Annotated in this window: 17 protein-coding genes; 9 read left to right on the forward strand and 8 right to left on the reverse strand. The window is 60.6% G+C overall.

Annotated elements, in window-relative coordinates; all coding sequences use genetic code 11:
* Nucleotides 1–89: 89 nt before the first annotated feature.
* Complete coding sequence (locus tag HAP54_RS16055) at nucleotides 90–293, reverse strand: hypothetical protein (RefSeq protein WP_166301547.1); 204 nt, start codon at nucleotides 291–293, stop codon at nucleotides 90–92.
* 226 nt (nucleotides 294–519) lie between these two features.
* Between HAP54_RS16055 and HAP54_RS16060 the strand changes: the two genes are divergently transcribed.
* Nucleotides 520–717 (forward strand): hypothetical protein, encoded by a 198-nt coding sequence (locus HAP54_RS16060; protein WP_166071913.1) that lies wholly within the window; start codon nucleotides 520–522, stop codon nucleotides 715–717.
* 205 nt (nucleotides 718–922) lie between these two features.
* On the opposite strand, the gene HAP54_RS16065 is transcribed toward HAP54_RS16060, so the two are convergent.
* Nucleotides 923–2359, reverse strand: a complete 1437-nt coding sequence (locus HAP54_RS16065; RefSeq protein ID WP_166306603.1) for an IS701 family transposase — start codon at nucleotides 2357–2359, stop codon at nucleotides 923–925.
* A gap of 16 nt (nucleotides 2360–2375) precedes the next feature.
* Here HAP54_RS16065 and HAP54_RS16070 point away from each other — a divergent pair, with 16 nt between their 5' ends.
* The 5 genes from HAP54_RS16070 (at nucleotide 2376) to HAP54_RS16090 (ending at nucleotide 9093) form a co-directional block, all read left to right on the forward strand.
* On the forward strand, nucleotides 2376–3005 hold the full coding sequence (locus HAP54_RS16070) for a cation diffusion facilitator family transporter (RefSeq protein WP_414646197.1): 630 nt from the start codon (nucleotides 2376–2378) through the stop codon (nucleotides 3003–3005).
* 251 nt (nucleotides 3006–3256) lie between these two features.
* Nucleotides 3257–3580 (forward strand): hypothetical protein, encoded by a 324-nt coding sequence (locus tag HAP54_RS16075; RefSeq protein ID WP_029079118.1) that lies wholly within the window; start codon nucleotides 3257–3259, stop codon nucleotides 3578–3580.
* 54 nt (nucleotides 3581–3634) lie between these two features.
* Nucleotides 3635–4909, forward strand: coding sequence for a divalent metal ion exporter subunit IhpA (ihpA, locus tag HAP54_RS16080; protein ID WP_166301550.1), 1275 nt, complete (start codon nucleotides 3635–3637; stop codon nucleotides 4907–4909).
* A complete protein-coding gene (ihpB, locus tag HAP54_RS16085) occupies nucleotides 4906–5883 on the forward strand; it encodes a divalent metal ion exporter adaptor subunit IhpB (protein ID WP_166301553.1) in 978 nt (325 codons plus the stop codon). Before ihpA ends, ihpB begins: the two co-directional genes overlap by 4 nt.
* A gap of 30 nt (nucleotides 5884–5913) precedes the next feature.
* A complete protein-coding gene (locus HAP54_RS16090; RefSeq protein WP_166301556.1) occupies nucleotides 5914–9093 on the forward strand; it encodes an efflux RND transporter permease subunit in 3180 nt (1059 codons plus the stop codon).
* 56 nt (nucleotides 9094–9149) lie between these two features.
* Here HAP54_RS16090 and HAP54_RS16095 read toward each other — a convergent pair whose 3' ends face one another.
* Nucleotides 9150–9692: a hypothetical protein gene (locus HAP54_RS16095; RefSeq protein ID WP_166301559.1), complete on the reverse strand. Its 543-nt coding sequence runs from the start codon at nucleotides 9690–9692 to the stop codon at nucleotides 9150–9152.
* A gap of 3 nt (nucleotides 9693–9695) precedes the next feature.
* On the reverse strand, nucleotides 9696–10670 hold the full coding sequence (locus tag HAP54_RS16100) for an AAA family ATPase (protein ID WP_166301562.1): 975 nt from the start codon (nucleotides 10668–10670) through the stop codon (nucleotides 9696–9698).
* Between the two features lie 345 nt (nucleotides 10671–11015).
* On the opposite strand from HAP54_RS16100, the gene HAP54_RS16105 reads away from it, so the two are divergent.
* The gene (locus tag HAP54_RS16105) at nucleotides 11016–13445 is read left to right on the forward strand and encodes a type IA DNA topoisomerase (protein ID WP_166301565.1); all 2430 of its coding nucleotides are present in this window, start codon (nucleotides 11016–11018) and stop codon (nucleotides 13443–13445) included.
* Between the two features lie 245 nt (nucleotides 13446–13690).
* Here HAP54_RS16105 and HAP54_RS16110 read toward each other — a convergent pair whose 3' ends face one another.
* Nucleotides 13691–14419, reverse strand: a complete 729-nt coding sequence (locus HAP54_RS16110; RefSeq protein WP_248114494.1) for a tyrosine-type recombinase/integrase — start codon at nucleotides 14417–14419, stop codon at nucleotides 13691–13693.
* Between the two features lie 6 nt (nucleotides 14420–14425).
* Between HAP54_RS16110 and HAP54_RS16115 the strand changes: the two genes are divergently transcribed.
* A complete protein-coding gene (locus HAP54_RS16115) occupies nucleotides 14426–15760 on the forward strand; it encodes an IS1182 family transposase (RefSeq protein WP_166301571.1) in 1335 nt (444 codons plus the stop codon).
* A gap of 150 nt (nucleotides 15761–15910) precedes the next feature.
* On the opposite strand, the gene HAP54_RS16120 is transcribed toward HAP54_RS16115, so the two are convergent.
* The gene (locus tag HAP54_RS16120; protein WP_166212088.1) at nucleotides 15911–16840 is read right to left on the reverse strand and encodes a peptidylprolyl isomerase; all 930 of its coding nucleotides are present in this window, start codon (nucleotides 16838–16840) and stop codon (nucleotides 15911–15913) included.
* Between the two features lie 371 nt (nucleotides 16841–17211).
* On the opposite strand from HAP54_RS16120, the gene secA reads away from it, so the two are divergent.
* A complete protein-coding gene (secA, locus tag HAP54_RS16125) occupies nucleotides 17212–20076 on the forward strand; it encodes a preprotein translocase subunit SecA (protein ID WP_166301574.1) in 2865 nt (954 codons plus the stop codon).
* A gap of 85 nt (nucleotides 20077–20161) precedes the next feature.
* Here secA and HAP54_RS16130 read toward each other — a convergent pair whose 3' ends face one another.
* Entirely contained in the window at nucleotides 20162–20542 is a 381-nt protein-coding gene (locus HAP54_RS16130) for a cupin domain-containing protein (protein ID WP_166301577.1), read from the reverse strand.
* 202 nt (nucleotides 20543–20744) lie between these two features.
* Nucleotides 20745–21179, reverse strand: a complete 435-nt coding sequence (locus tag HAP54_RS16135) for a VOC family protein (protein ID WP_166301580.1) — start codon at nucleotides 21177–21179, stop codon at nucleotides 20745–20747.
* Nucleotides 21180–21379 lie beyond the last annotated feature (200 nt).

Here is a 21379-nt window from a genome sequence, read left to right on the forward strand (position 1 = left end):
TCCGTCGCGATGACGGGTGCCTATGCGAGCCCGCGTTGGATAGGAATCCGTTCGGCGAAGGTTCTGGGCGATGCTGGCGAGGGATAATCTCATGACGCGCAACGTTTGGCTTGCAATTCAAAGCGGTCGAGAATGCGATCGAGCTGCGCCAGCAAGGTGTTGCTCTTCTTGTGGAACTGGCGTGAGGTGCGTCCCTGCCATGATCGTGCGATCTCGGTGGCTTGCCGCGCGCGCCAGATCGAGCACGATAGCTCCACAAATGCTTGTGGTACCACTGAGCCTTCAACGCGCAACAGTCGCCGTCGCGCTTGCTGACGTGGCCAAGTGTTTTGGCGCCATGATTTACCAGAGCTCCGATCGCAGTAATGACCTTGCCGGCACAGCGGTTGTCCTCACTTGCGTGGTCATGGATGAAGCCGCCAAGGAGGCTCGATCTTAGTCAGCTTTTCGCAAGCTGCCCCTGCTAGCATGAAGCGGATAGGTCATCTCGCGGCGACGCCGCTATCCGGGTGTTACGACATGAACGCAGCCGATATTAATGCAACAGCGCCGCAGGTTGGCGCCCCCTCCGATACCGCCGAGAGCGGCGGCGATGACACGCGTGCAGCGCTACTGCGCCGAGCATTCGAAAAGGCTCTCGTTTCCGTCGCCACGCAAGTCATAAGCGATTCCCAGTCGGATATGGATGAGGCCATGAGCGAGCTTGATGATGGGTGAGCCGATGCTCGGCGCCACATAGAGATACAGCCCGCGTGGTGATCGAATCGAAGACGTGCCAAGTGAGACTTGGCACATGCCACCAGTTAGATGCGCATTCAATGATCTCAGATCCGAGCTGCGAGCGGGTCCGCGAATCCGAATGCACCTGGATCTTTTTGGCAGCGGGCTGCTGCGATTTCCTTTTAACGTCCCTAGCCTAGTCCTACTGCGTCACAAACGATGATCTGTCTAGTGGTCGAACTTGATCGCACAACAAGGACATCTCGACAGCGTTCGGACGAGCCCATGTTCGAGGCGCCGTCGCATCGTCGCGATCGAATTTGGAATGTGACGTTGGGTCCGCAGCGGCAAATCCGCGGGGTCTGTAATCTGCGGGAATGCGATCGAGCAGGATCGGCCGGGCGTGCCGAGTGCCTGAGGGGGGAATCGTCTCCCGCTCGGAGATCAGGAATCCGTAGGCTGCGATGCACATTGTTGCGTGATGATGAAAGCCGCGCCAGCCGCGTCCCTCGAAGTGGCCGAGCCCGACCTCCTGCTTGAGTTCCTGATAGTCGCGTTCGATGCGCCAGCGCAATTTAGCCGTCTCAACGAGAGTCCGGAATGCCACATCCTCCGGCAATGTCGAGAGCCAGTATTTGGTAGGCTGGTCCTCGCCTTTTGGCCATTCGATCAGCAACCATTCCTCCAATCGCCGGGTGGTTTGCCAATAATCACGATGCGCGGCACGGACCCGCACGCGGGCAAAGCGCGAGGTCAGCTTTTCGTTCGTTCCTTGCCGCCACGTGATGGTGCGCCAAGCTTTGGCCGGCAGGCCGATCGCGAGCGCCTTGACGGCGGCCGGCTGATGCTGACGGTTGCGGCGCATCAGTTTCGGTGGACGGCCGCGGCCCGACCATGGCTTCGGCGGCAAGGGACCGGTACCGGGCGCCCATACCGTTGTGCTCGACAGAAGACCCGCCACATAGGTCAATCCCAGCGCCGTGATCTCCGTGCGCAGGTCGCTGTTATTGCCATAGCCCGCGTCCATCAGTACGACACCGCGTGGAAGGCCGCTCGCGCAGGCCCACCGCAACTGCTCCAGCGCGATCTCCGGCTTGGTCCGGAAGCCAACTTCGGCAGGAATGCCCACCTTGCGCCGCCGATCGCAGTCCTCAGTCCATTCCTTCGGAAGATAAAGGCGATAAGCGACAGGCAGGCTGGCGTGGTGGTTGGCAATCGACAGTGACACCGCCACCTGACAATTATCCTGCTTGCCGAGCTGCCCGCAATATTGCCGTGCAACTCCAACTGAATGTCGGCCCTGCTTGGGAAATCCGGTATCGTCGATGATCCAGGCTTCGATGGGGCCCTGGCGTTCAATCGCCGGCAGGACCATCTCACGTACCTTGCCCAGCACCTTCTCATCCGACCAGGCGCCGCTGCCGACGAAATGCAGCAGCGATTGATGCTGGGCGGCCGTCCGTTCCGGAGCTGTCACCGCCGCCATCGACTCCACGCTCTTGCGACCGCCACAGGCCATCAGGCCGACGCAATAGTCGCGCAGCGGCGCCTTCCGATCAGCATGACCGATGACACTGGCAAGCCCTTCCAAATACGTCGCAAATCGCTTCTCGCTCGTCTTGGTGCCACGCCCGCTCATGTCGGCCTCTCGACTGATGGTCCGTGCTTCATCCATCGCTGATTCTGGCCGGCGGTTTTGTGACTCAGTCAGACTAGAGGCGCCTTGGGTGGGCCTTGCGGTGAACGGCGTGGCGGGTTTCATCAACGCTGGATGGTCATGGCTTTTGATCCGTCGAGGGCGGCAGCTTAGATCACCGGCTCTCGTCGCCGATGGGCGCCATCTTTTCACGGACGTGCTTTCTTCGGTTGGGGTGCTGGGTGGAGTAGGGATTGCGGCGATTTCCGGTTGGGCCGTTCTTGATCCTGCGCTGGCAGCGGCGGTTGCCTTGAATATTTTGTGGTCCGGCTGGGGTCTCATGAGGGAGTCGGTCAGCGGGTTAATGGATGAAGCAGTCGCACCCGAGACATTGGTACGAATTAGAGAGATCATTTTGGCCGAGGCGAAGGGCGCGATTGAAGCACATGATCTACGGACCCGACATGCCGGCCGCATGACGTTTGTTGACTTCCATCTTGTCGTCGACGGCAGCACCACTGTTTCAACCGCGCATGACATTTGCGATCGGCTTGAAAAGGCGATTAAGGAGGAAATTGGCGAATCGCTGATAACCATTCACGTTGAACCCGGCAACAAGGCTGAGCATTCTGGCGTCATGACCTTTTGAAGGTCCTCGCAAATGAAAATCGTTCGCACGTTCGAGTGAAACAATTCATATTGGAGTGTGGTCTCGCTTCGAAAGGGATGGCGTTGGTGTGGGATCACTGCTAATCGTCGGCGTCCTCGTTATGCTGCAGCGCGGTCGACGCCATCGATTGCGCATGTTACTCTTAGACACCGACTTCGTGAGTCCCCCGCAAAGTGAAATCCAGATCGAGCCAGTTCAGAAATCTGCATCCGCGCAGCTCTGGCGCTGTCGTGGCATTTCTTATTGCGCTCGTCTGTCTTCTGGCGGGGGCGTTGCATCAGTTGCGCGATCTCCAAGTGAATGAGGCAATGGTTCGGCCGACCGCTGTGGAATCGTTGATCACAAACATCGGCTCCTCGGGAAAGATCGAGATATCCCGAGCAAACGTCGTCGCGGAGCATGACAAAGACGATAGTTTCTCCGTGAAAACGCTTGAGCAGATGTTTGTGTTGGCTCTCGTCAAGCCTCCATCGATTTTGCTTAGGGAGCCGCGGACTTCTCACCCGGACTCGCTGGCTGCGATCGAAACCCCTCCGCCAAGATACCTGACCTGACCACACTTCGCCGGGCTTTCGGGCCCGTATGTTGTCGTTCATCAGGTTGTCTCCATGTTGTTGATTCGTGCCGCCACGCGGTTCGCGTGCGCGTCGGTATTGCTTGTTGGCCCCTGGCTGACGGGCATGTCCCATTCCCAGTCGTTATCCCTTCAGACGGCGCTGCAGCGCGCGTTGGCCGCGAACCCTCGGCTGACCGCGGCGGAGCGCGACGTCGGCATCGCATCCGGCCAGAGTATCCAGGCCGGCGCGCTCATCAATCCGGAACTGTCGTACGAACAGGACAATTCCTTTGGTTCAGGTCGTTACCGCGGTACGCGATCGGCGGAGACGACACTGCAGATCAGTCAGCTCTTCGAACTGTTCGGCAAGCGTGATGCGCGCATCGCCGCTGGCAGAGCGGCGCTTGACACGGCCACCATCCAGCGCAAGGCGGTGCGGCTGGAAGTTCTCTCCGAAACGGCCATCGCATTCCTGGGCGTGCTCGGTATTCAACGTCGCATTCAAATCCTCGACGAGCACGTCACCGCTATCGACCGGCTGACGCCGTTGCTGCAGCGACGGGTCGACGCCGGCGCATCCTCGCCGGCCGAGACCGGCCGGGCTCAGGTCGCTTCCGATTTGGTGAAAGCCGACCGGGAGCGGGTCCGCGCAGTGCTCGCGAGTGCGCGCCGCGAACTCGCGGTGATCATGGGCGACACATCGCCCAAATACTCCGCCGTATCCGGAAGGCTTGAGGCTGTGGGACGGCCGTCGTCGTTCCAGTCTGTCGTCGCCGCGATCGACGCCAACCCTCAATTGGTGCGATGGACCGCGGTGTACGCGCAACGCAACGCTGAACTTCTGATGGCGCGCCTCAGGCCCTATCCGGACGTGCGGCTGAGCGCCGGCTGGCGGCATTTCAACGACGCCGGCGACGACGCCGTGCGCTTGGGCGTTTCGATCCCCATCCCGGTGTTCGACCAAAACCAGGGCAACGTCATCTCCGCCGAACAGAGCCTGGAGAAGACCCGTGCAGAACGAGAAGCAAACCGCGCCGCATTGATCGTTCTTGCCGGCCGCGCCTACGATTCGCTGCAGGGTGCGCAGCGCGAACTTGCGATCCTGCGCGATTCCACGATCCCGAAATCGCGCCAGGCGGCGGATGCAATCTTCGAAGGATATGCGCAAGGACGCTTCAGCCTGCTGGAGGTCCTCGACGCGCAGGCCAGCGTAGCGCAGGCGCGACTGCGAGAGCAGGAAGCGCAGCAAAACTTCCACATCGCCGTCGCCACTATTGAGGGGCTTGTCGGCAATCCATTCGCACTCGCGCGGGAGAGCGCACGATGAAAAAGACTTTTAGAATTTTGACCGTCGGCCTGTCGGTCGCCGTCTTCGGTTTTGTCGGATTCAAGGTGCTTTCGCCAGCCGCCAAGACTGGCTTGGCGAAGACGCCGGACCAAAGGACGAGGATGGCAGAGGGGCGTGCGGAGCCGGATGAGCACGGCGCGGACCGCGTCTTCATCAGTGACGCCAAATTGGCCGCGGGCGGCGTAGCCTTGGGCGCCGCGGGAAGTGCCGTGCTCAGCGAGACGCTGCACCTCAACGGCATTCTGCGGGCGAACCAGGAATCCGTCGTGCAGGTCACACCTCGGTTTCCTGGCGTCGTGCGCGACATCCGCAAGCGAATCGGCGACGCCGTGGTCAAGGGCGACCAACTCGCCTCGATCGAGAGCAACCAGAGTCTTACCGCATATGATCTCAAGGCGCCCATCAGCGGCACGATCATTGAGAGGCAAATATCGCTCGGCGAGTACGCATCCGAGCAGAAGCCGGCTTTCGTGGTCGCGGACCTGTCGACGATCTGGGTGGATCTTTCGGTGTACCGTCACGATTTCAAGCGCGTCCGTATCGGCGATGAAGTCCTGATTGATCCGGATGATGGTGGGGAGAATATAAAGGCGACGATCTCTTACGTCTCACCGGTCGGCGCGAGTGACACACAGACCGCCCTCGCGCGCGCCGTCCTCACCAATCCGGACGGCCGGCTCCGGCCGGGGCTGTTCGTGACGGCGCGACTCGTCTTGGCGAAACGCAATGCACCGGTAGCCGTCCGCGTCGGCGCGATCCAAACGCTCGAGAGCAAGACAATCGTGTTCGTGCGCGAAGGTGACAAGATCGAAGCCCGGCCGGTGCTGATCGGCGAGTCCGATGCTCAACATGCCGAGGTGAAATCAGGACTTTCCGAGGGCGAACGATACGTGGCCGAGAACAGCTTCGTCGCGAAGGCCGAAATGTACAAGGGTGGAGCTGCCGGTGAGTAAGTGTATCGTCATGCAACGAGGTGACCTGAGATGAACTTGGTTCTATCGTTCTCCCTCAGACATCGTTGGCTCGTGATGCTCTTTGTCTTCGGGCTGGTCGCGCTCGGAGTCTGGAAGTTCACGAACCTCCCGATCGATGCGGTCCCGGACATCACCAACGTCCAGGTCCAGATCAACACGAGTGCTCCCGGGTATTCGCCGCTGGAGACCGAGCAACGCATCACGTTTCCAGTGGAGACGGCGATGGGCGGCCTGCCCAAGCTCGAGTATACGCGCTCAACGTCGCGCTATGGGCTCAGTCAGGTGATCGTGGTCTTCAACGAGGGCACCGACATCTACTTCGCGCGACAGCTTGTCAATGAACGCATACAGCAGGTGAAGGACCAGCTTCCGGCGGGCGTCGATACGACGATGGGGCCGATTTCCACCGGCTTGGGCGAGATCTACAGCTACACCGTGGAGGCGAAACCGGGCGCCCGCGCGCCGGATGGGCGAGAATACACCGCGACCGAATTGCGGACGGTTCAGGACTGGGTCATCAAACCGCAGATGCGGACGGTGCCGGGCGTCATCGAGGTCAACTCGGTCGGCGGTTTCGACCGTCAGTTTCACGTGCTTCCGGATCCGGGGCGGCTGATCGCCTATAAGCTCGGCTTCAGGGATGTGATGAGAGCGCTGGCGGAAAACAACGCCAACGTCGGTGCCGGTTACATCGAGCGGAACGGCGAGCAGTATCTCGTCCGCACGCCGGGTCAGGTCGCCAACAAGGAGGAGATCCGCGACATCGTGATCGGCTCCCGCGGAGGCATTCCCGTCCGCATCCGAGACGTCGCGGAAGTGAAGGAAGGCCCCAACCTCCGCACGGGTGCGGCTACGGTCGACGGCGAGGAAACGGTGCTCGGCACGACGCTGCTTCTGGCCGGGGAAAACAGCCAGACCGTCGCGCAGCGCGTCGCGGCGAAACTGGCCGAAGTGTCGAAACTGCTTCCCGAGGGGATCATTGCGCGGACAGTCTACGACCGGACCAAGCTCGTCGAGGCGACGGTCGCAACCGTCGAGAAAAATCTCATCGAAGGGGCGATTCTGGTCGTCGTCGTACTCTTCCTGATCCTGGGCAACCTCCGCGCTGCGATCGTCACCGCGTGTGTCATCCCGCTCGCGATGCTGATGACGATCACCGGCATGGTCGAGGCGAAAATCAGCGCGAATCTGATGAGTCTCGGCGCCATTGACTTCGGCATCATCATTGATGGAGCGGTCATCATCGTGGAGAACTGCCTGCGGCTTCTCGCCGAGGAACAGCACAGGCGCGGACGACTGCTGTCCCTCCCGGAGAGGTTGACGGCGATCAGGGAAGGCTCGCACGAAGTCATCAAACCCAGTCTGTTCGGCACCATGATCATCGCGGTCGTCTACCTGCCGGTCCTGACGCTGACCGGCGTGGAGGGCAAGATGTTCACGCCCATGGCGCTGACCGTGTTGATGGCGCTTGCGGGAGCGGCGTTGCTTTCGGTCACGTTTGTCCCGGCAGCAGTCGCCCTGGTGGTGACCGGAAAGGTCTCTGAGCATGAAAACGCCTTCATGCGCATAGCAAAGCGGATCTACCTACCGCTGCTGGCCGGGGCAATCCGGTTCCGCCGGACGGTTGCGCTCGTTGCCGTTGTCATCGTTATCGCGAGCGGGGCTGCGGCGACGCGGATGGGATTCGAATTCATTCCAAGCCTCGACGAGGGCGACCTCGCCATCACCGCTACCCGGATTCCCGGAACGAGCCTGACGCAGTCGCTGGACATGCAAGCAGCGCTCGAGCGCCGCGTGAAGCAGATACCGGAAGTGGAAACCTTCTTCACGCGCACCGGCACCGCCGAGGTAGCGACCGACCCGATGCCCCCTTCGACATCGGATGGTTTTGTGATGCTGAAGCCGCGCGCGGAGTGGCCTGATCCGTCCAAGCCGAAGTCCAAATTGGTCGACGAGATCGAGCGCGCCGCACAGGAGATACCCGGCAGCAACTACGAGTTTTCGCAGCCGATCCAGATGCGGGTCAACGAGCTGATCTCGGGCGTGAGAAGCGACGTCGGCATCAAGATCTTTGGAGACGATCTGGAGACCCTGCTGCAGTCGGCCCGCCAGGTGCAGGCCGCGGTCCAGAACATTCCCGGCGCCACCGACGTGAAGACCGAGCAGAGCGGCGGACTGCCGGTGCTGACCGTCAAGCTCGACCGGCAGGCGCTGTCGCGCTACGGGCTCAGCGTCGGCGACGTCCAAAACCTCGTGGAGATCGCCATCGGAGGAAAAAGCGTCGGGAAGCTGTTCGAGGGAGACCGCCGCTTCAACATCATGGTGCGTCTGCCCGAACACCTGCGTGGCAATCTCGAGGCCATCCGGGCGATACCGATTCCACTCCCTCCCGTGGAAGACGCACTCCAAGGCGCAATTCGAACGTCCTTGATGAGTCCTGCCGCCGGTCAAATGCGGTACGTGCCGCTTTCATCGGTGGCCACAATCGATGCAGCTCCGGGGCCGAACCAGATCAGCCGGGAAAACGGAAAGCGAAGGATTGTCGTGACGGCGAACGTTCGCGACCGCGATCTGGGGTCGTTCGTTTCGGAGTCGCAGCAGGCGGTTACCGAGAAGGTCAAGCTGCCGTCCGGCTACTGGATCGTATGGGGAGGACAGTTCGAACAGCTCGTCTCCGCGACCAAGCGGCTGACGATCGTCGTACCCATTGCGCTTCTGCTTGTTTTCCTGCTGCTGTTCATGAGCATGGGATCGGTGGCAGATGCGCTGCTCGTGTTCAGCGGCGTACCGCTCGCCTTGACCGGCGGTATCGCCGCGCTGTTGCTGCGTGGAATCCCACTGTCGATTAGCGCCGGCGTCGGATTCATCGCCTTGTCAGGGGTGGCTGTACTCAACGGCCTTGTGATCATCGCGTTCATTGATCGTCTCCGCTCCGAAGGCAGATCGCTGCTCGAGGCGGTAGAGCATGGCGCCGCCGCGCGGTTGAGACCCGTCCTCATGACCGCGCTCGTCGCGTCGCTCGGCTTCGTGCCGATGGCTATTGCGACGGGCGCCGGCGCAGAAGTTCAGCGGCCGCTGGCAACCGTAGTGATTGGCGGCATCATTTCGTCGACGATACTCACCCTTCTGGTTCTACCAGCGCTGTACGCTCTCTTCCGGAGAGAAGCGGCGAGCAAGGAAAGCTTGTGATGACACGCTTCGTTCTTTTCTGCGCGGCCTTGCTGTTCGCTGCGCTCGCCATCGGCTCAACGCAGGCGGTAGCACTCGCTTCGATGTCCGCCGATCGCGAGGTATGGAGCCCGGCCCGAATCGACGCCCTTCCTCCGGAATTGCGCTGTGCGAATAGCCTCGATAGACTCCACCTTCTTTTTGTTCGGAGGATTGTTTCCTACTTTGCTCAGCGGCCCGCTTAGATAGTCGTTGAGAATTTCTTCAAGAACCGGAGGTGCATGATCAGGAATATACAGCGCGATCACGCGGTCATTTGCTTCGGTCGTTTTGACCGCGCCGGTGCGTATATCTTGCGTTTTCATGTCGAGCACGTCAGGCGGCGTGCCGCGCTTCAATTCAACTTCGACGAATGTGCCGGTGGGCGGCTCTAGGCGCGTATCCGTCGGTTTGACGGCGTCAGCTGCCGCGAGTGCAACACGCAGTTCATTTTGAACACGTTGACCATGCGCGGCACGTTCACGAACAGCACCTGAACCGCCTCCTTGCTCGCCGACATAGCCTTGCGAAGTCGCAAATGCGATTATGTCAATGTGGGGTAGGTTGAAACGCGACGGCATACATTACGAACCTTCTGTGTCCATAAAGGCCGTTCGCATGGCGTGACGCTCTTGGAGACGGTCAACAAGGTCTTCCGTGGTGAGCTGCTTTCGCTCATCCAATATCGCCGTCTTCACAGCATCGTCTGCCGCTCTGACAATTTCTGATTGGCTTAAGCCCTCAGCCGCATGAATGATGTGTTTCCACGCCGGACGGACCACTTTCATCGGAATGACGTTGGCCGTGATGAGCGTTTTGATCTGTGCTGAGGTCGGCGCGTCAAACTCCAGAACTTGGTCGTAACGGCGCAACAAGGCCCGGTCGAGGAGTGACGGATGATTGGTCGAGCAAATGATAACGCTATCGGTCGAGTTACCTTCCTCCATAAACTGAAGGAAAGAATTCAGAACGCGTCGCATTTCGGCTACGTCATTCGTGGCCGTTCGTTGACCGCCGACCGCATCAAACTCGTCGAACAGGTAAACACCGCGGCGCTTGGCAGTCTCATCAAAAATAAAGCGCAGCTTCGCGGCCGTCTCACCCATATAACGCGTTATCATCCCTTCAAGGCGGATAATGAACAGCGGAAGGTGAAGCTCACCCGCCAAAGCCTCGGCAGACATCGTCTTCCCTGAGCCGGGTGGCCCCACAAACAGGACGCGCCGATTAGGAGTTTTGCCATGTTCGCGCAACCAGTCACGTTTGCGCTGCTGACGTAAAACATCGCTAAGGCGGCCCAGCAGGCGGTCGCCTAAAACAACATCCTTCAGCTTGTAACGTGGGTCGCGCATTTCAAGCAGCCCCTCTAGACTGCCACGCGGACTTGCAAACGGAATCGCGACCGACGCCCCCCGCGAATTGCGCGAGCGCGCTTTGTCGATTTCAGTTCGCATCTCTTGTGCGGTGTCGCGCCGGCCTTGCCGAGCTTCTGAAGCTGCGATCTGAAGCGCGATGGAAAAGAACCCATCTTCATCACCCTCAGCTCGGCTTCTCAACATAGCTAGAATCTGCTTGGCGCTCGACGCGATAGATCCTCTCTACACGAATCGTACTACAGCCGCGCCCATCCGCGAACGCTTTTTTGATGCGTCATCCTCCGTTGTGTATGACCTGCGGTTAAGGGCGTTATACAGACGGCGATGCTGGACCGCTTCATCGCCGTTGTCTTCGCGTTCGGTTGTGAAGAACGAGCGCAAGCAGTCCCCCTGGATGCCGTCCGCCGACACGCGCCGTAAATAACCTCCGAGCAGGGCACTATCAGGAGTTGGATTAATTGTAGCTTGCGCTTCTGTGTGTTCATGGTATGTTCCAGGCGTTAAATGCACCCTCCCAATTAGGCCGTCATGGCAGATCAGATCGTCATCACGGAGAAAACCAGCCAGGCCAAAGACGTCCGCGCCGCAATTGGTTCTCGCTACGGTGATGTTCTTCCAGCTGAGGGCCATTTGTTCGATCTCCTCGAACCGGAGGATGTTGTTCCGGCCTGGAAGCGATGGTCGCCGATACTTTTACGGCCTGAAGGTCTTTACGGTACCTGCCCGGCAGAGGGCGGTAACAAAGCGGCCAAGCTCAAGGCCATTCGCGAGGCGTTGCGCACTGCCAAGCGCGTTTGGCTTGCAACCGATTGCGACCGCGAGGGTCAGCTGATCGGTCAGGAAATTCTTGAGCATTACGATTATCGCGGCCAGGTGATGCGAGTGCTGTTCACCGCGCAGGATTCGCAGACCATCCGCGACGCATTCGGTCGCGCAAAACCCAATACCGAATACTCTCGCCTATACGCCGCCGCGGTTGCGCGCCGACAGGCCGATCAGATTTACAACCTGTCGCTCACTCGCACCGCAACCGTCATCCTTGGACAAGGCGCGCGAAGAGTGATTGGAGTTGGTCGTGTAAAGACGCCGACATTAGCCATTGTATGCAAGCGTGAATTGGAAATCCGAAACTTCGTGCCGCTGTCCTATTTTGAGATTGTCGCCACCGCGAAAGTGGCGGGTGGGCAATTCCAGATGCGGCACGCGCCGCAGGACCGAATTGTTAAGCGCAAGATAGCCCAGGACGTAGTCAAAGCGGCTGAAGGCTTCGAGGGCGCGCTTACCGTGCGCGTCGAGGATAAGCGGCAAGTGCCACCCAAGCTGCATGATTTGCCGTCGTTGCAGAAACTCTGCGGCTCGCGCTTCGGCTGGTCAGCCAGCAAAACGCTCGAAGTGGCGCAGGAGCTGTATGACGGCCAAGGCAAGAAGATCATCACCTATCCTCGTGCAGAGGTTCGCTATCTGCCGCAAAACTTGATGTCGGACGTGCCGCGAATCGTAGCCGGACTACGGGCGGGCCAATCGTTCAGCGCGATCCCTGTACCCGAGCCGCCGGTGATTCGTAGAGGCGCGAGCGGCACCTTTTACGACAAGGGGCTGGAGGGCGCGAGCCACCATGCCGTCATTCCCAATGTCAACGCCATCGACAAACTACCTGAGGTCTGGCCTCGTCTGTCGTCTGACGAGAAGAAACTCTTTGACGTTATCGCGCGGGCATATATGGCCGCCCTGATGCCCGACTTTCGTTATCGGCAGACAACCGCAACGCTCGATGTGCACGGCTTTGAATTCCGCGCAGCCGGTCGCCAGCCCATTGATCTCGGTTGGCGTGCCGCATTCCCGGAGTGGCAACCCGCCGACGAAAAGGGTGATGAGGCGCAAATGCTGCCGCCGCTGCGCGACGGCGAGATGGGGGAGTTGCAAGATCCAAAAATCGAGAACAAGGAGACCCGGCCCCCCCCGCGTTACAACGAAGGCACTCTGATCGAAGCGATGCAGAACGCATGGCGGTTTGTTGATGACGAGGTTCTGCGAGATCGTCTGAAGGAAGCCAAGGGTATTGGCACTCCTGCAACCCGAGCCGAGATTATCGGAGGTCTGAAGAAGCAGGGTTTTCTGACTCCCCAGGGGAAGAATATCGTGCCGACCGAGACTGGTCTGTCGTTGTTCGGCGTTCTCAAACAAGCCGATCCGGCGCTAGTCGATCCTGGTGTGACGGCGCAACTTGAATGCCTGCTCGACGACGTCGTTGTAGGCAAACAGGAGATGGTCGGCGCGATTGACGCCGTATGCGATGTCGCCGAGCGCATTATCAGCAAGATGAAGGAGGGGGCTACCGCGGTGGGACCTCCCTTGCTTGGCAGTGCAGGGGACAATGGCACAGGAACGTATCCACCGACGCCTGCGATGAAACGCTTTGCTGACAGCCTCGTCTGGCAAAAGGGCATCAAACCACCGCTCGGCTATAAGACGTCGATATCGATCTGCCGCAAATTCCTTAGCGAACACGCGTCTAAAAGGTCAGACGGCGAAACGGCCGGTAAGCTCGACCCCAAACCGGTAAGCCCTGCACAATTGTTGTACGCCAAGAAGCTGGCGCAGGGGAAAGGTCTCATTATCCCCGATGATGCGAGGTCCAACTCGGTCGCGATGTCCGCATGGATTGAAATGAATCGAGGCAAAAAACGCCGCAAGCCCAGTCGCAAGACCTTCAACAGAGCGGCAGGGTCGGTTGCATCCCAGGCTGCGCCGCTGAAGAGGTCTCGAAAGCAAAACGTTGACGCCGATGCCTATTCGACGGCTCCCGTGTCAGCAAACTCAAGCAGGACGCCGCTGCGGATTCCATATGGCAACAAGGAAATCGCTCTGAAGCTCGGTGCCCGCTATGGATCAGGGGGATGGTATGCCCCACCCGGGACTGATCTTTCTGCCTTCGACGAACGGGGGTGGCTGGTTTAGGTGGCGGGACCGAGATGACCGGACAAGGTTAGACGAATCTGGGATAACTCATTGATCCTCGTGGGCGGATTAGACATCTAAAGATTCTCCATCACACTGAATCTATTGGTGAAAAATGAGCCTGAAAATCGCAGTGTCGGTGGTTCGATCCCGCCCCTGGGCACCATCTCCAAACTAAGTATCTGATATCCCAATATAAAAATTCGAAAAAGTCCCACTGCGGCTTTCGGTGGGACATGTTGCGTTCACGCTTTAGCGTCGCGCGCCTCGATCAAATGCATTGCATCGGCGGCCATGCGCTTTTGATCGGCGGCCCGCGTGTACCGCTCGGCTTCCTTTAGCGTGTCCCAACCGAAGACCGCCATAAGCTGCCTCGATGTCGCGCCGTTCTCGGCCGCGATAGTTGCGCCCGCTTTGCGTACACCATGCGCGCTACAATGCGCGAGCCCGGCTTGGTCGCACCAATCGCGGAACTTATTTCCGAACCCGGCAGCGGTGAAGGGGCGGCCAAGATCGTTGATTAGGTACGTCAGTTCGCCACAGGGCGACGCGTCGATAATCGAGCGGAGCGCGGGCAGTATTGGAAGCGTTAGCTGCTTCGGCTTCCGTTTCCGCCCCTTGTGTTGCGTGAATGCGAGCCTGCCGCTTTTCGCATGCTGCTTTCCAAACCGAACAATGTCTGAACGGCGCTGCCCTGTGAACATCAACAGCGCTAGCGCAAGCCGCGCTTTCGTTCCGACCGGGTGACGCTCTTCAAACTGCCGAACCTCTTCAACCGACCAAGTGTGGAAGCCGATTGATCCCGTCTTGATATACGGTACATCGCGCGCGGGATTGAATGGCGCGTGCTTCTTCCGAACGCCGAACTTGAACACCTGCCTGATGGCCTTCACGCGTCCGTTGGCGGCTTCTGGGAACGCTAGGAGCTTGTCTGGATAGTCGCTGTTCAAATCTGGTCGGGTCTGATTCAACATTGGGCGATGAGCAAGTATTTTCGGCCTTGGAACATCGATCAGACGCTGCTTCTGCCGCCGAATGTGCAGGACTTCGTGCCGAAAGGCCATGTCTCGCGGTTTATGGTTGATCTGGTGCGGGAGAGCCTCGATCTCAGGGAGATCATGGGCAGCTATGTGAGCGGGCTTGGGCAGCCGCCGTTTGATCCGCGGATGATGGTGGCGCTGCTGCTGCATAGCTATGCGAGTGGGCTGTATTCGTCGCGTCGGATTGCCAAGGCCTGCCGGGAGCGGAACGATTTTGTGATGATCGTGGCGCTGGATGCGCCGGATTTTCGGACGATCAGCGACTTTCGCAAGCGACATTTGAAGGCGCTCGGCGCGCTATTCGTGCAGGTTCTGAAGTTGTGCGAGACGGCCGGGCTGGTCAAGCTCGGTCATGTCGCGCTGGATGGTACGAAGATCAAGGCGAACGCGTCGAAACACAAGGCGATGAGTTATGAGCGCATGAAGAAGCGCGAGGCGGAATTGAAGGCCGAGGTCGCTCGCATGCTGGCGGCCGCCGAGGCGGCGGATGCCTCGGAGGATGAGACTTTCGGCAACAGCGACGAACTGCCGGACTGGACCGTCGACAAGCAGAAACGGCTGGCGAAGATCCAGCAAGCGATGGCGGCGCTGGAAGCGGACGCCAAACTGGCGGCGGAGGAAGAGCGCCGCATCGAGGCCGAAAAGGAACAGCAGCGCCAGGCCGAAGGCCGCAAGAAGCCGGGCAAACCGGCGGCGCTGCCATCGGAGGAACCCAATCCCAAGGCGCAACGCAACTTCACCGATCCGGAAAGCTGCATCATGAAGTCGAAGGATGGCTTCGTTCAGGCCTATAATGCCCAGGCGGCCGTCGATGCACATGCCCAGATCATTGTCGCGCAAGAACTGACCCAGCACGGCAGCGATCAGGGCCAGTTGGTGCCCCTGATCGAGGCCATCGAGAGCAATCTTGGCCGCAAGCCGCGGCAGGCCTCAGCGGATTCCGGCTACTGCAGCGAAGCCAATCTCGAAGCGCTCGACACACGCAGCATCGATGGCTATGTCGCGCCCGGACGCGCCAAGCACCCGACAGTAGCGAACGGAAAAGTCGGCGGCCCGCTGACACAGGCCATGCGAAAGAAGATCGACGATGGCGGCTTCGAAACACCCTACCGATTGCGAAAGCAAGTGGTGGAGCCGGTGTTCGGGCAGATCAAACAGGCAAGAGGCTTCCGCCAGTTCCTGTTGCGGGGCATCGAGAAAGTGCGCGCCGAGTGGACAATGATCTGCACCGTCCATAACCTCCTCAAGCTGTTCAACCTCGCAAACGCAGCCTGAGCCTGCTACTCTACAACAAATGCCCGTCACGAAAACATATCTGGACGGGCTCCTAGCCCGGGACGACGCGATCAGCCGAGTGCATCCCAAAACGCAAATGGCCGGGACATGCCCGGCCATCGCACGTTGAAACTGTCGGCTTAGCGAAGCTTACTTCTTCGCCGGCGCCATCTTGTTGTCGGCGGGCTTCGGCGCATCCTTGGCCGCATCGGCCGGCGGGGTCGCCGCGTCGGCCGGCTTGTCCAGGCGCTCGACCTTGGCGGCCTCGCGCAGCTTGGCGACGTAGTCGGCCTGGGCCTTGCGGGTCACATAGGTCTCGATCTGGGCCTTCACCTGCTCGAAGTCGGGCGCCTTGCGGCTGCGCTTTTCCTCGACCTTGATGATGTGCCAGCCGAACTGCGACTTGACCGGATCGGAGATCTTGCCCGGCTCGAGCGAGAAGGCGACCGCGGAGAATTCCGGCACCATCTGCTCCTTGGTGAAGAAGCCGAGGTCGCCGCCGTCGGAGGCGCCGGGGTCCTTGGACTTCTTCTTGGCGAGCTCGGCGAAGTCGGCGCCCTTGTCGAGCTCGGCCTTGATCGCCTTGGCCTCGTCCTCGGTCTCGACCAGGATGTGGCGGGCGCGCACCTCCTGCTCGCCGGTGATCTGCTTGGCGGCCTCGTCATAGACCTTCTTCATGGCGTCGTCGGTAGTCGCCGCCTTGCCCTCGCTGGCAAGCAGGCTGTCCATCAACAGGCGGTTGCGGGTAAAGGCGAGGCGCTTCTTGAAGTCGTCATTGTTCTCGATCTTCTTGTCCTCGGCGGCCTTGGACACGATCTTCATGTCGATCAGGAACGACAGCACGTTGTCCTTCTTGGTCGCGGGGTCCATCTGGGCCAGGCTCGGGCCGAGTTCCTCCTCGGCGAGCGCCACGTCGCTGGCATGGATCTCGGAACCGTTCACCTTCGCCAGCACCGGGTCGGATTCCGCGGCGCGGACCGGAAGGCCGGCAGCCAGCACTGCGACAAGACAGCCCGTGGCGGCCAGGGTGGCGAGGCCGAGGCGCAGGCCGGTTTTGGTTTCCGGAGGCGAGGTGGTCATGCAAAATCCTTGTCTCAAGGGGGGGGGGGGAGCTCGAGCGGGGCGGACACTCGCCCAATCGTGTTACATTGGCAACGCGAAAGTCTTGTCAAAATGATGAATTCCTTGACATCTTGCCAGCGTTGACAACCCCCCAAGCGGGCCATATCTCTGGCCAACCGTGTCGGCGGTGAGAGCGCTTATTTTGCTGCGTTTTTCGCCGTTGAACCCAGGATGGCCTGTTTCCCACTCAATTGGCGGAGGAGCCCCGGGTCGGGCTCGAACCGGAGCGCGTCACGGTGAGTTGATAGGCGATCTGGCGGACCATCTCAGGCTGTAATCCAAGAACTAAATTCGAGACCTAACTCAAGACCGAAGAACAGGAATTTCGCATGATCGGCGCGCTCGCCCGCAAGTTTTTCGGCTCATCCAACGACCGTCGGGTCAAGGGGTATCAGTCCCGCGTCAACGCCATCAACGCGCTCGAGCCCGAGTTGGTCAAACTCACCGACGATGAGCTCAAGGCGCGCACCGCCGAATTCAAGCAGCAGCTCGCCGGCGGCAAGACGCTCGACGACCTCCTGGTTCCGGCCTTCGCCACGGTGCGGGAGGCGGCCAAGCGGACGCTCGGCCAGCGCCATTTCGATGTTCAGCTGATCGGCGGCATGGTGCTGCACGAGGGCGACATCGCTGAGATGAAGACCGGTGAAGGCAAGACGCTGGTCGCAACCCTCGCGGTCTACCTCAACGCGCTCGCCGGCAAGGGCGTCCATGTCGTCACCGTCAACGACTACCTCGCCCGCCGCGACTCCGGCTGGATGGGCCAGATCTACTCGTTCCTGGGGCTGACCACCGGCGTGATCGTGCACGGCCTCGACGATGCCGAGCGCAAGGCGGCCTATGCCTGCGACATCACCTACGGCACCAACAACGAATACGGCTTCGACTATCTGCGCGACAACATGAAGTACCGCCTGGAGGATATGGTCCAGCGCGAGCACTTCTACGCGATCGTCGACGAAGTCGACTCCATCCTGATCGACGAAGCGCGCACGCCGCTGATCATCTCCGGACCGCTCGACGACCGGTCGGATTTCTACAACACCATCGACACCTTCATGCCGCAGCTGACCAAGGTCGCCGACTTCGAGGTCGACGAGAAGCAGCGCACGGTGACGCTGACCGAAGGCGGCATGGAGAAGCTCGAGAACTTGCTGCGCGACGCCGGCCAGCTCAAGGGCGAGTCGCTGTACGACGTCGAGAACGTCTCCGTCGTGCATCACGTCAACCAGGCGCTGCGTGCGCATACGCTGTTCACCCGCGACAAGGACTACATCGTCCGCGACGACGAGGTCGTCATCATCGACGAGTTCACCGGACGCATGATGCAGGGCCGCCGCTATTCGGAAGGCCTGCACCAGGCGCTGGAGGCCAAGGAGCACGTCACGGTCCAGCCCGAGAACCAGACGCTGGCCTCGATCACCTTCCAGAACTATTTCCGGATGTACCAGAAGCTGTCCGGCATGACCGGCACGGCGCTGACCGAAGCCGACGAACTGTTCGACATCTACAAGCTCGAGGTCGTCGAGATCCCGACCAACCTGCCGGTGGCGCGCCTCGACGAGGACGACGAGGTCTACCGCACCCAGAACGAGAAATACGCCGCGATCCTTGCCGAGATCGAGCGCGCCAACAAGCGGCTGCAGCCGGTGCTGGTCGGTACGGCGTCGATCGAAAAATCAGAAGTGCTGGCCGAGTATCTCAAGAAGCACGGCTACAAGCAGATCGACTTCGGCGCCGAATCCGGCATGGAGAAGCTTTACGCCGCGGCGCGCGCGGGCAAGCCGGCAAAACTGTTCGCGGTGCTGAACGCGCGCTTCCACGAGCAGGAGGCCTATATCGTCGCGGAAGCCGGCGTGCCGGGCGCGATCACGATCGCGACCAACATGGCCGGCCGCGGCACCGACATCAAGCTCGGCGGCTCGCTCGAGATGCGGATCCAGCAGGAGACCGTAGGAATCACCGACGAGGCCGAGAAGGCCAAGAAGATCGAGCTGATCAAGGCCGACATCGAACGCTTCCGCGAGCTCGTGCTGAAGGCGGAAGAGGATTTCGAGGTCGAGCCCGCCAAGGGCAACAAGCCCGCCAAGACCGTGAAGAAGCCGGGCGGCCTTTACATCATCGGCTCCGAGCGTCACGAATCCCGGCGCATCGACAACCAGCTGCGCGGCCGTTCCGGCCGTCAGGGCGATCCTGGCCGCTCAAAGTTCTTCCTGTCGCTGGAAGACGATCTGATGCGCATCTTCGGCTCCGACCGGCTCGACAGCATGCTGCAGCGGCTCGGCCTGCAGGAAGGCGAGGCCATCATCCATCCCTGGATCAACAAAGCGCTCGAGAAGGCGCAGCAGAAGGTCGAGGCGCGCAACTTCGACATCCGCAAGAACCTGCTGAAGTTCGACAACGTCCAGAACGACCAGCGCAAGGTGATCTTCGACCAGCGCATCGACCTGATGAAGGACGACAGCGTGGTCGAGACCGTGACCGACATGCGCCATGCCTTCGTCGAGGACGTGGTCGCCAAGCACATCCCCGAGCATGCCTATGCCGAGCAGTGGGACACCGCGGGCCTCAAGGAAGAGTTGAAGCGCGTGCTCGATGTCGACCTGCCGGTCGACGAATGGGCCAAGGAAGAAGGCATCGCCGACGAGGAGCTGCTCAACCGCATCGAGAACCATGTCGACGAGCGCATGGCGGCCAAGGTCGCGCAATGGGGCCCCGACGTGATGCGCTACGTCGAGAAGACCATCCTGTTGCAGACGCTTGACCATCTCTGGCGCGAGCACCTGATCATGCTCGACCATCTGCGCCAGGTGATCGGCCTGCGCGGCTACGGCCAGCGCGATCCGCTGCAGGAGTACAAGACCGAGGCCTTCAACCTGTTCCAGGAGATGAGCGCGCATCTGCGCGAGGCGGTCACCGCGCAATTGATGCGGGTCGAGATCGTTCCGCCGGAGGAGCCGCCGCTGCCGCTGCCGCCGATGGAAGCGCACAAGCTCGATCCCAACACCGGCGAGGACGAGTTCGCCCAGGCCCGCCTGACCGAAGCCACCTACGCCCAGGCCTCGCTGGCGCCGGCAATGTCCGCCGCCGACCGCGATCCGAACAACCCCACAAGCTGGGGCAAGGTCGGCCGCAACGAGGACTGCCCCTGCGGCAGCGGCAAGAAGTACAAGCACTGCCACGGGCGGTACGCGTAAGAAGCGACTTCAGTGGGTTGGGCGTATATGGCGGGCGCCCGCAGTCCGTCACGCCTGCTGTTCGCCCGATGGCCGTTGAACGATGCTATTTCGGGGTGTCGTAAAGCGGCTTGCCCTTGTCGACAATATGAACGGTCAGCAGCTTGATCGTCTTGTCACCGACGACCTTGAAAGCGCCGTGTGGTGTATCCCTCACATTCAAGCCGACGGCGCCAGTCGGGAGGGGCACCTGCTTTCCGTCCGGCAATTCGATGGTGCCACCTTCGAGGAAGTAATAGGATTCCTCACCGTGATGGATGTGAAGCGTTGGGGTGTCACCGGGCTTGAACTCGCTAATGCTCGTGACGACTTCCATGTTCGTCCCGGTCAGGTCGCCTCGCTTCAGCTCTTTTCGAAACGGTGACTCCTGCGCACTCGCCGACGTGACCAGCATTGCAGCCAAAGCAATTCCGATGATCGCTTTCATGGAAATCGTGCCTCCCTGGAAATAGCGCTAAGTATCGCCACCCAGCTTCTTGGAAATTTCGCATGCCGGCAAGGTTGTTGGCGTGGCCGGGTACGTCCCGCTCCGCAAGCGCAGCGTGCTTCCATCGGAGGAAACCCGGTGCGCCCAGCCGCCCCAGACGGCGCGGCGGGCGATCGGCCCGCCCGTCGAACGCGTATTGCCCTCAGCCCGCGTAGGCCTTGTCGAGGTCGGCGATCACGATCTTCTGCATCTTCAGCATCGCCTGCATGACCCGGTCGGCCCTGATGCGGTCGGGATCGCTGAGGTAGCGGCTCAGCGCTGACGGGATCACTTGCCAGGACAGGCCGAAGCGGTCCTTGAGCCAGCCGCAGCGTGATTCCTGGCCGCCGTCGGTGAGCTTCTCCCAGAAATAATCCACCTGCTGCTGGGTCTCGACGCTGAGGAAGAACGACACCGCCTCGTTGAACTTGTGCTGCGGCCCGCCATTGAGCGCGTAGAACCGCTGCCCTTCGAGCTCAAAACTCGCCATGAAATCGCTGACGGTCTCGATCTCAGCGTTCGGAAACACCGATTTGTAGAACGCGACCGCATCGCGGACGTTGTTGTCGAGCCAGAGGAACGGCGTGATCGAAGGCATGACGGGGTGTCCTCGCTATCTGTGGATCGGGTGGACCTCAAACGCTCGGGCGCGAAGGCCGCGCCACGGGCGCGCCCAAAGGACGCAGCAAATGGCCGCGTCCCGACATCTGCAGCCGGTCTTTTTTGAGGGTTCGACAGCGGCGCGCCAAATCACCACGCCAAATCAGCGCGCCCCGCCGGCGCATCAGGCCCGGCGCG

Source organism: Bradyrhizobium sp. 2S1 (genome assembly GCF_011516625.5).
GTDB classification, from domain to species: domain Bacteria; phylum Pseudomonadota; class Alphaproteobacteria; order Rhizobiales; family Xanthobacteraceae; genus Bradyrhizobium; species Bradyrhizobium septentrionale.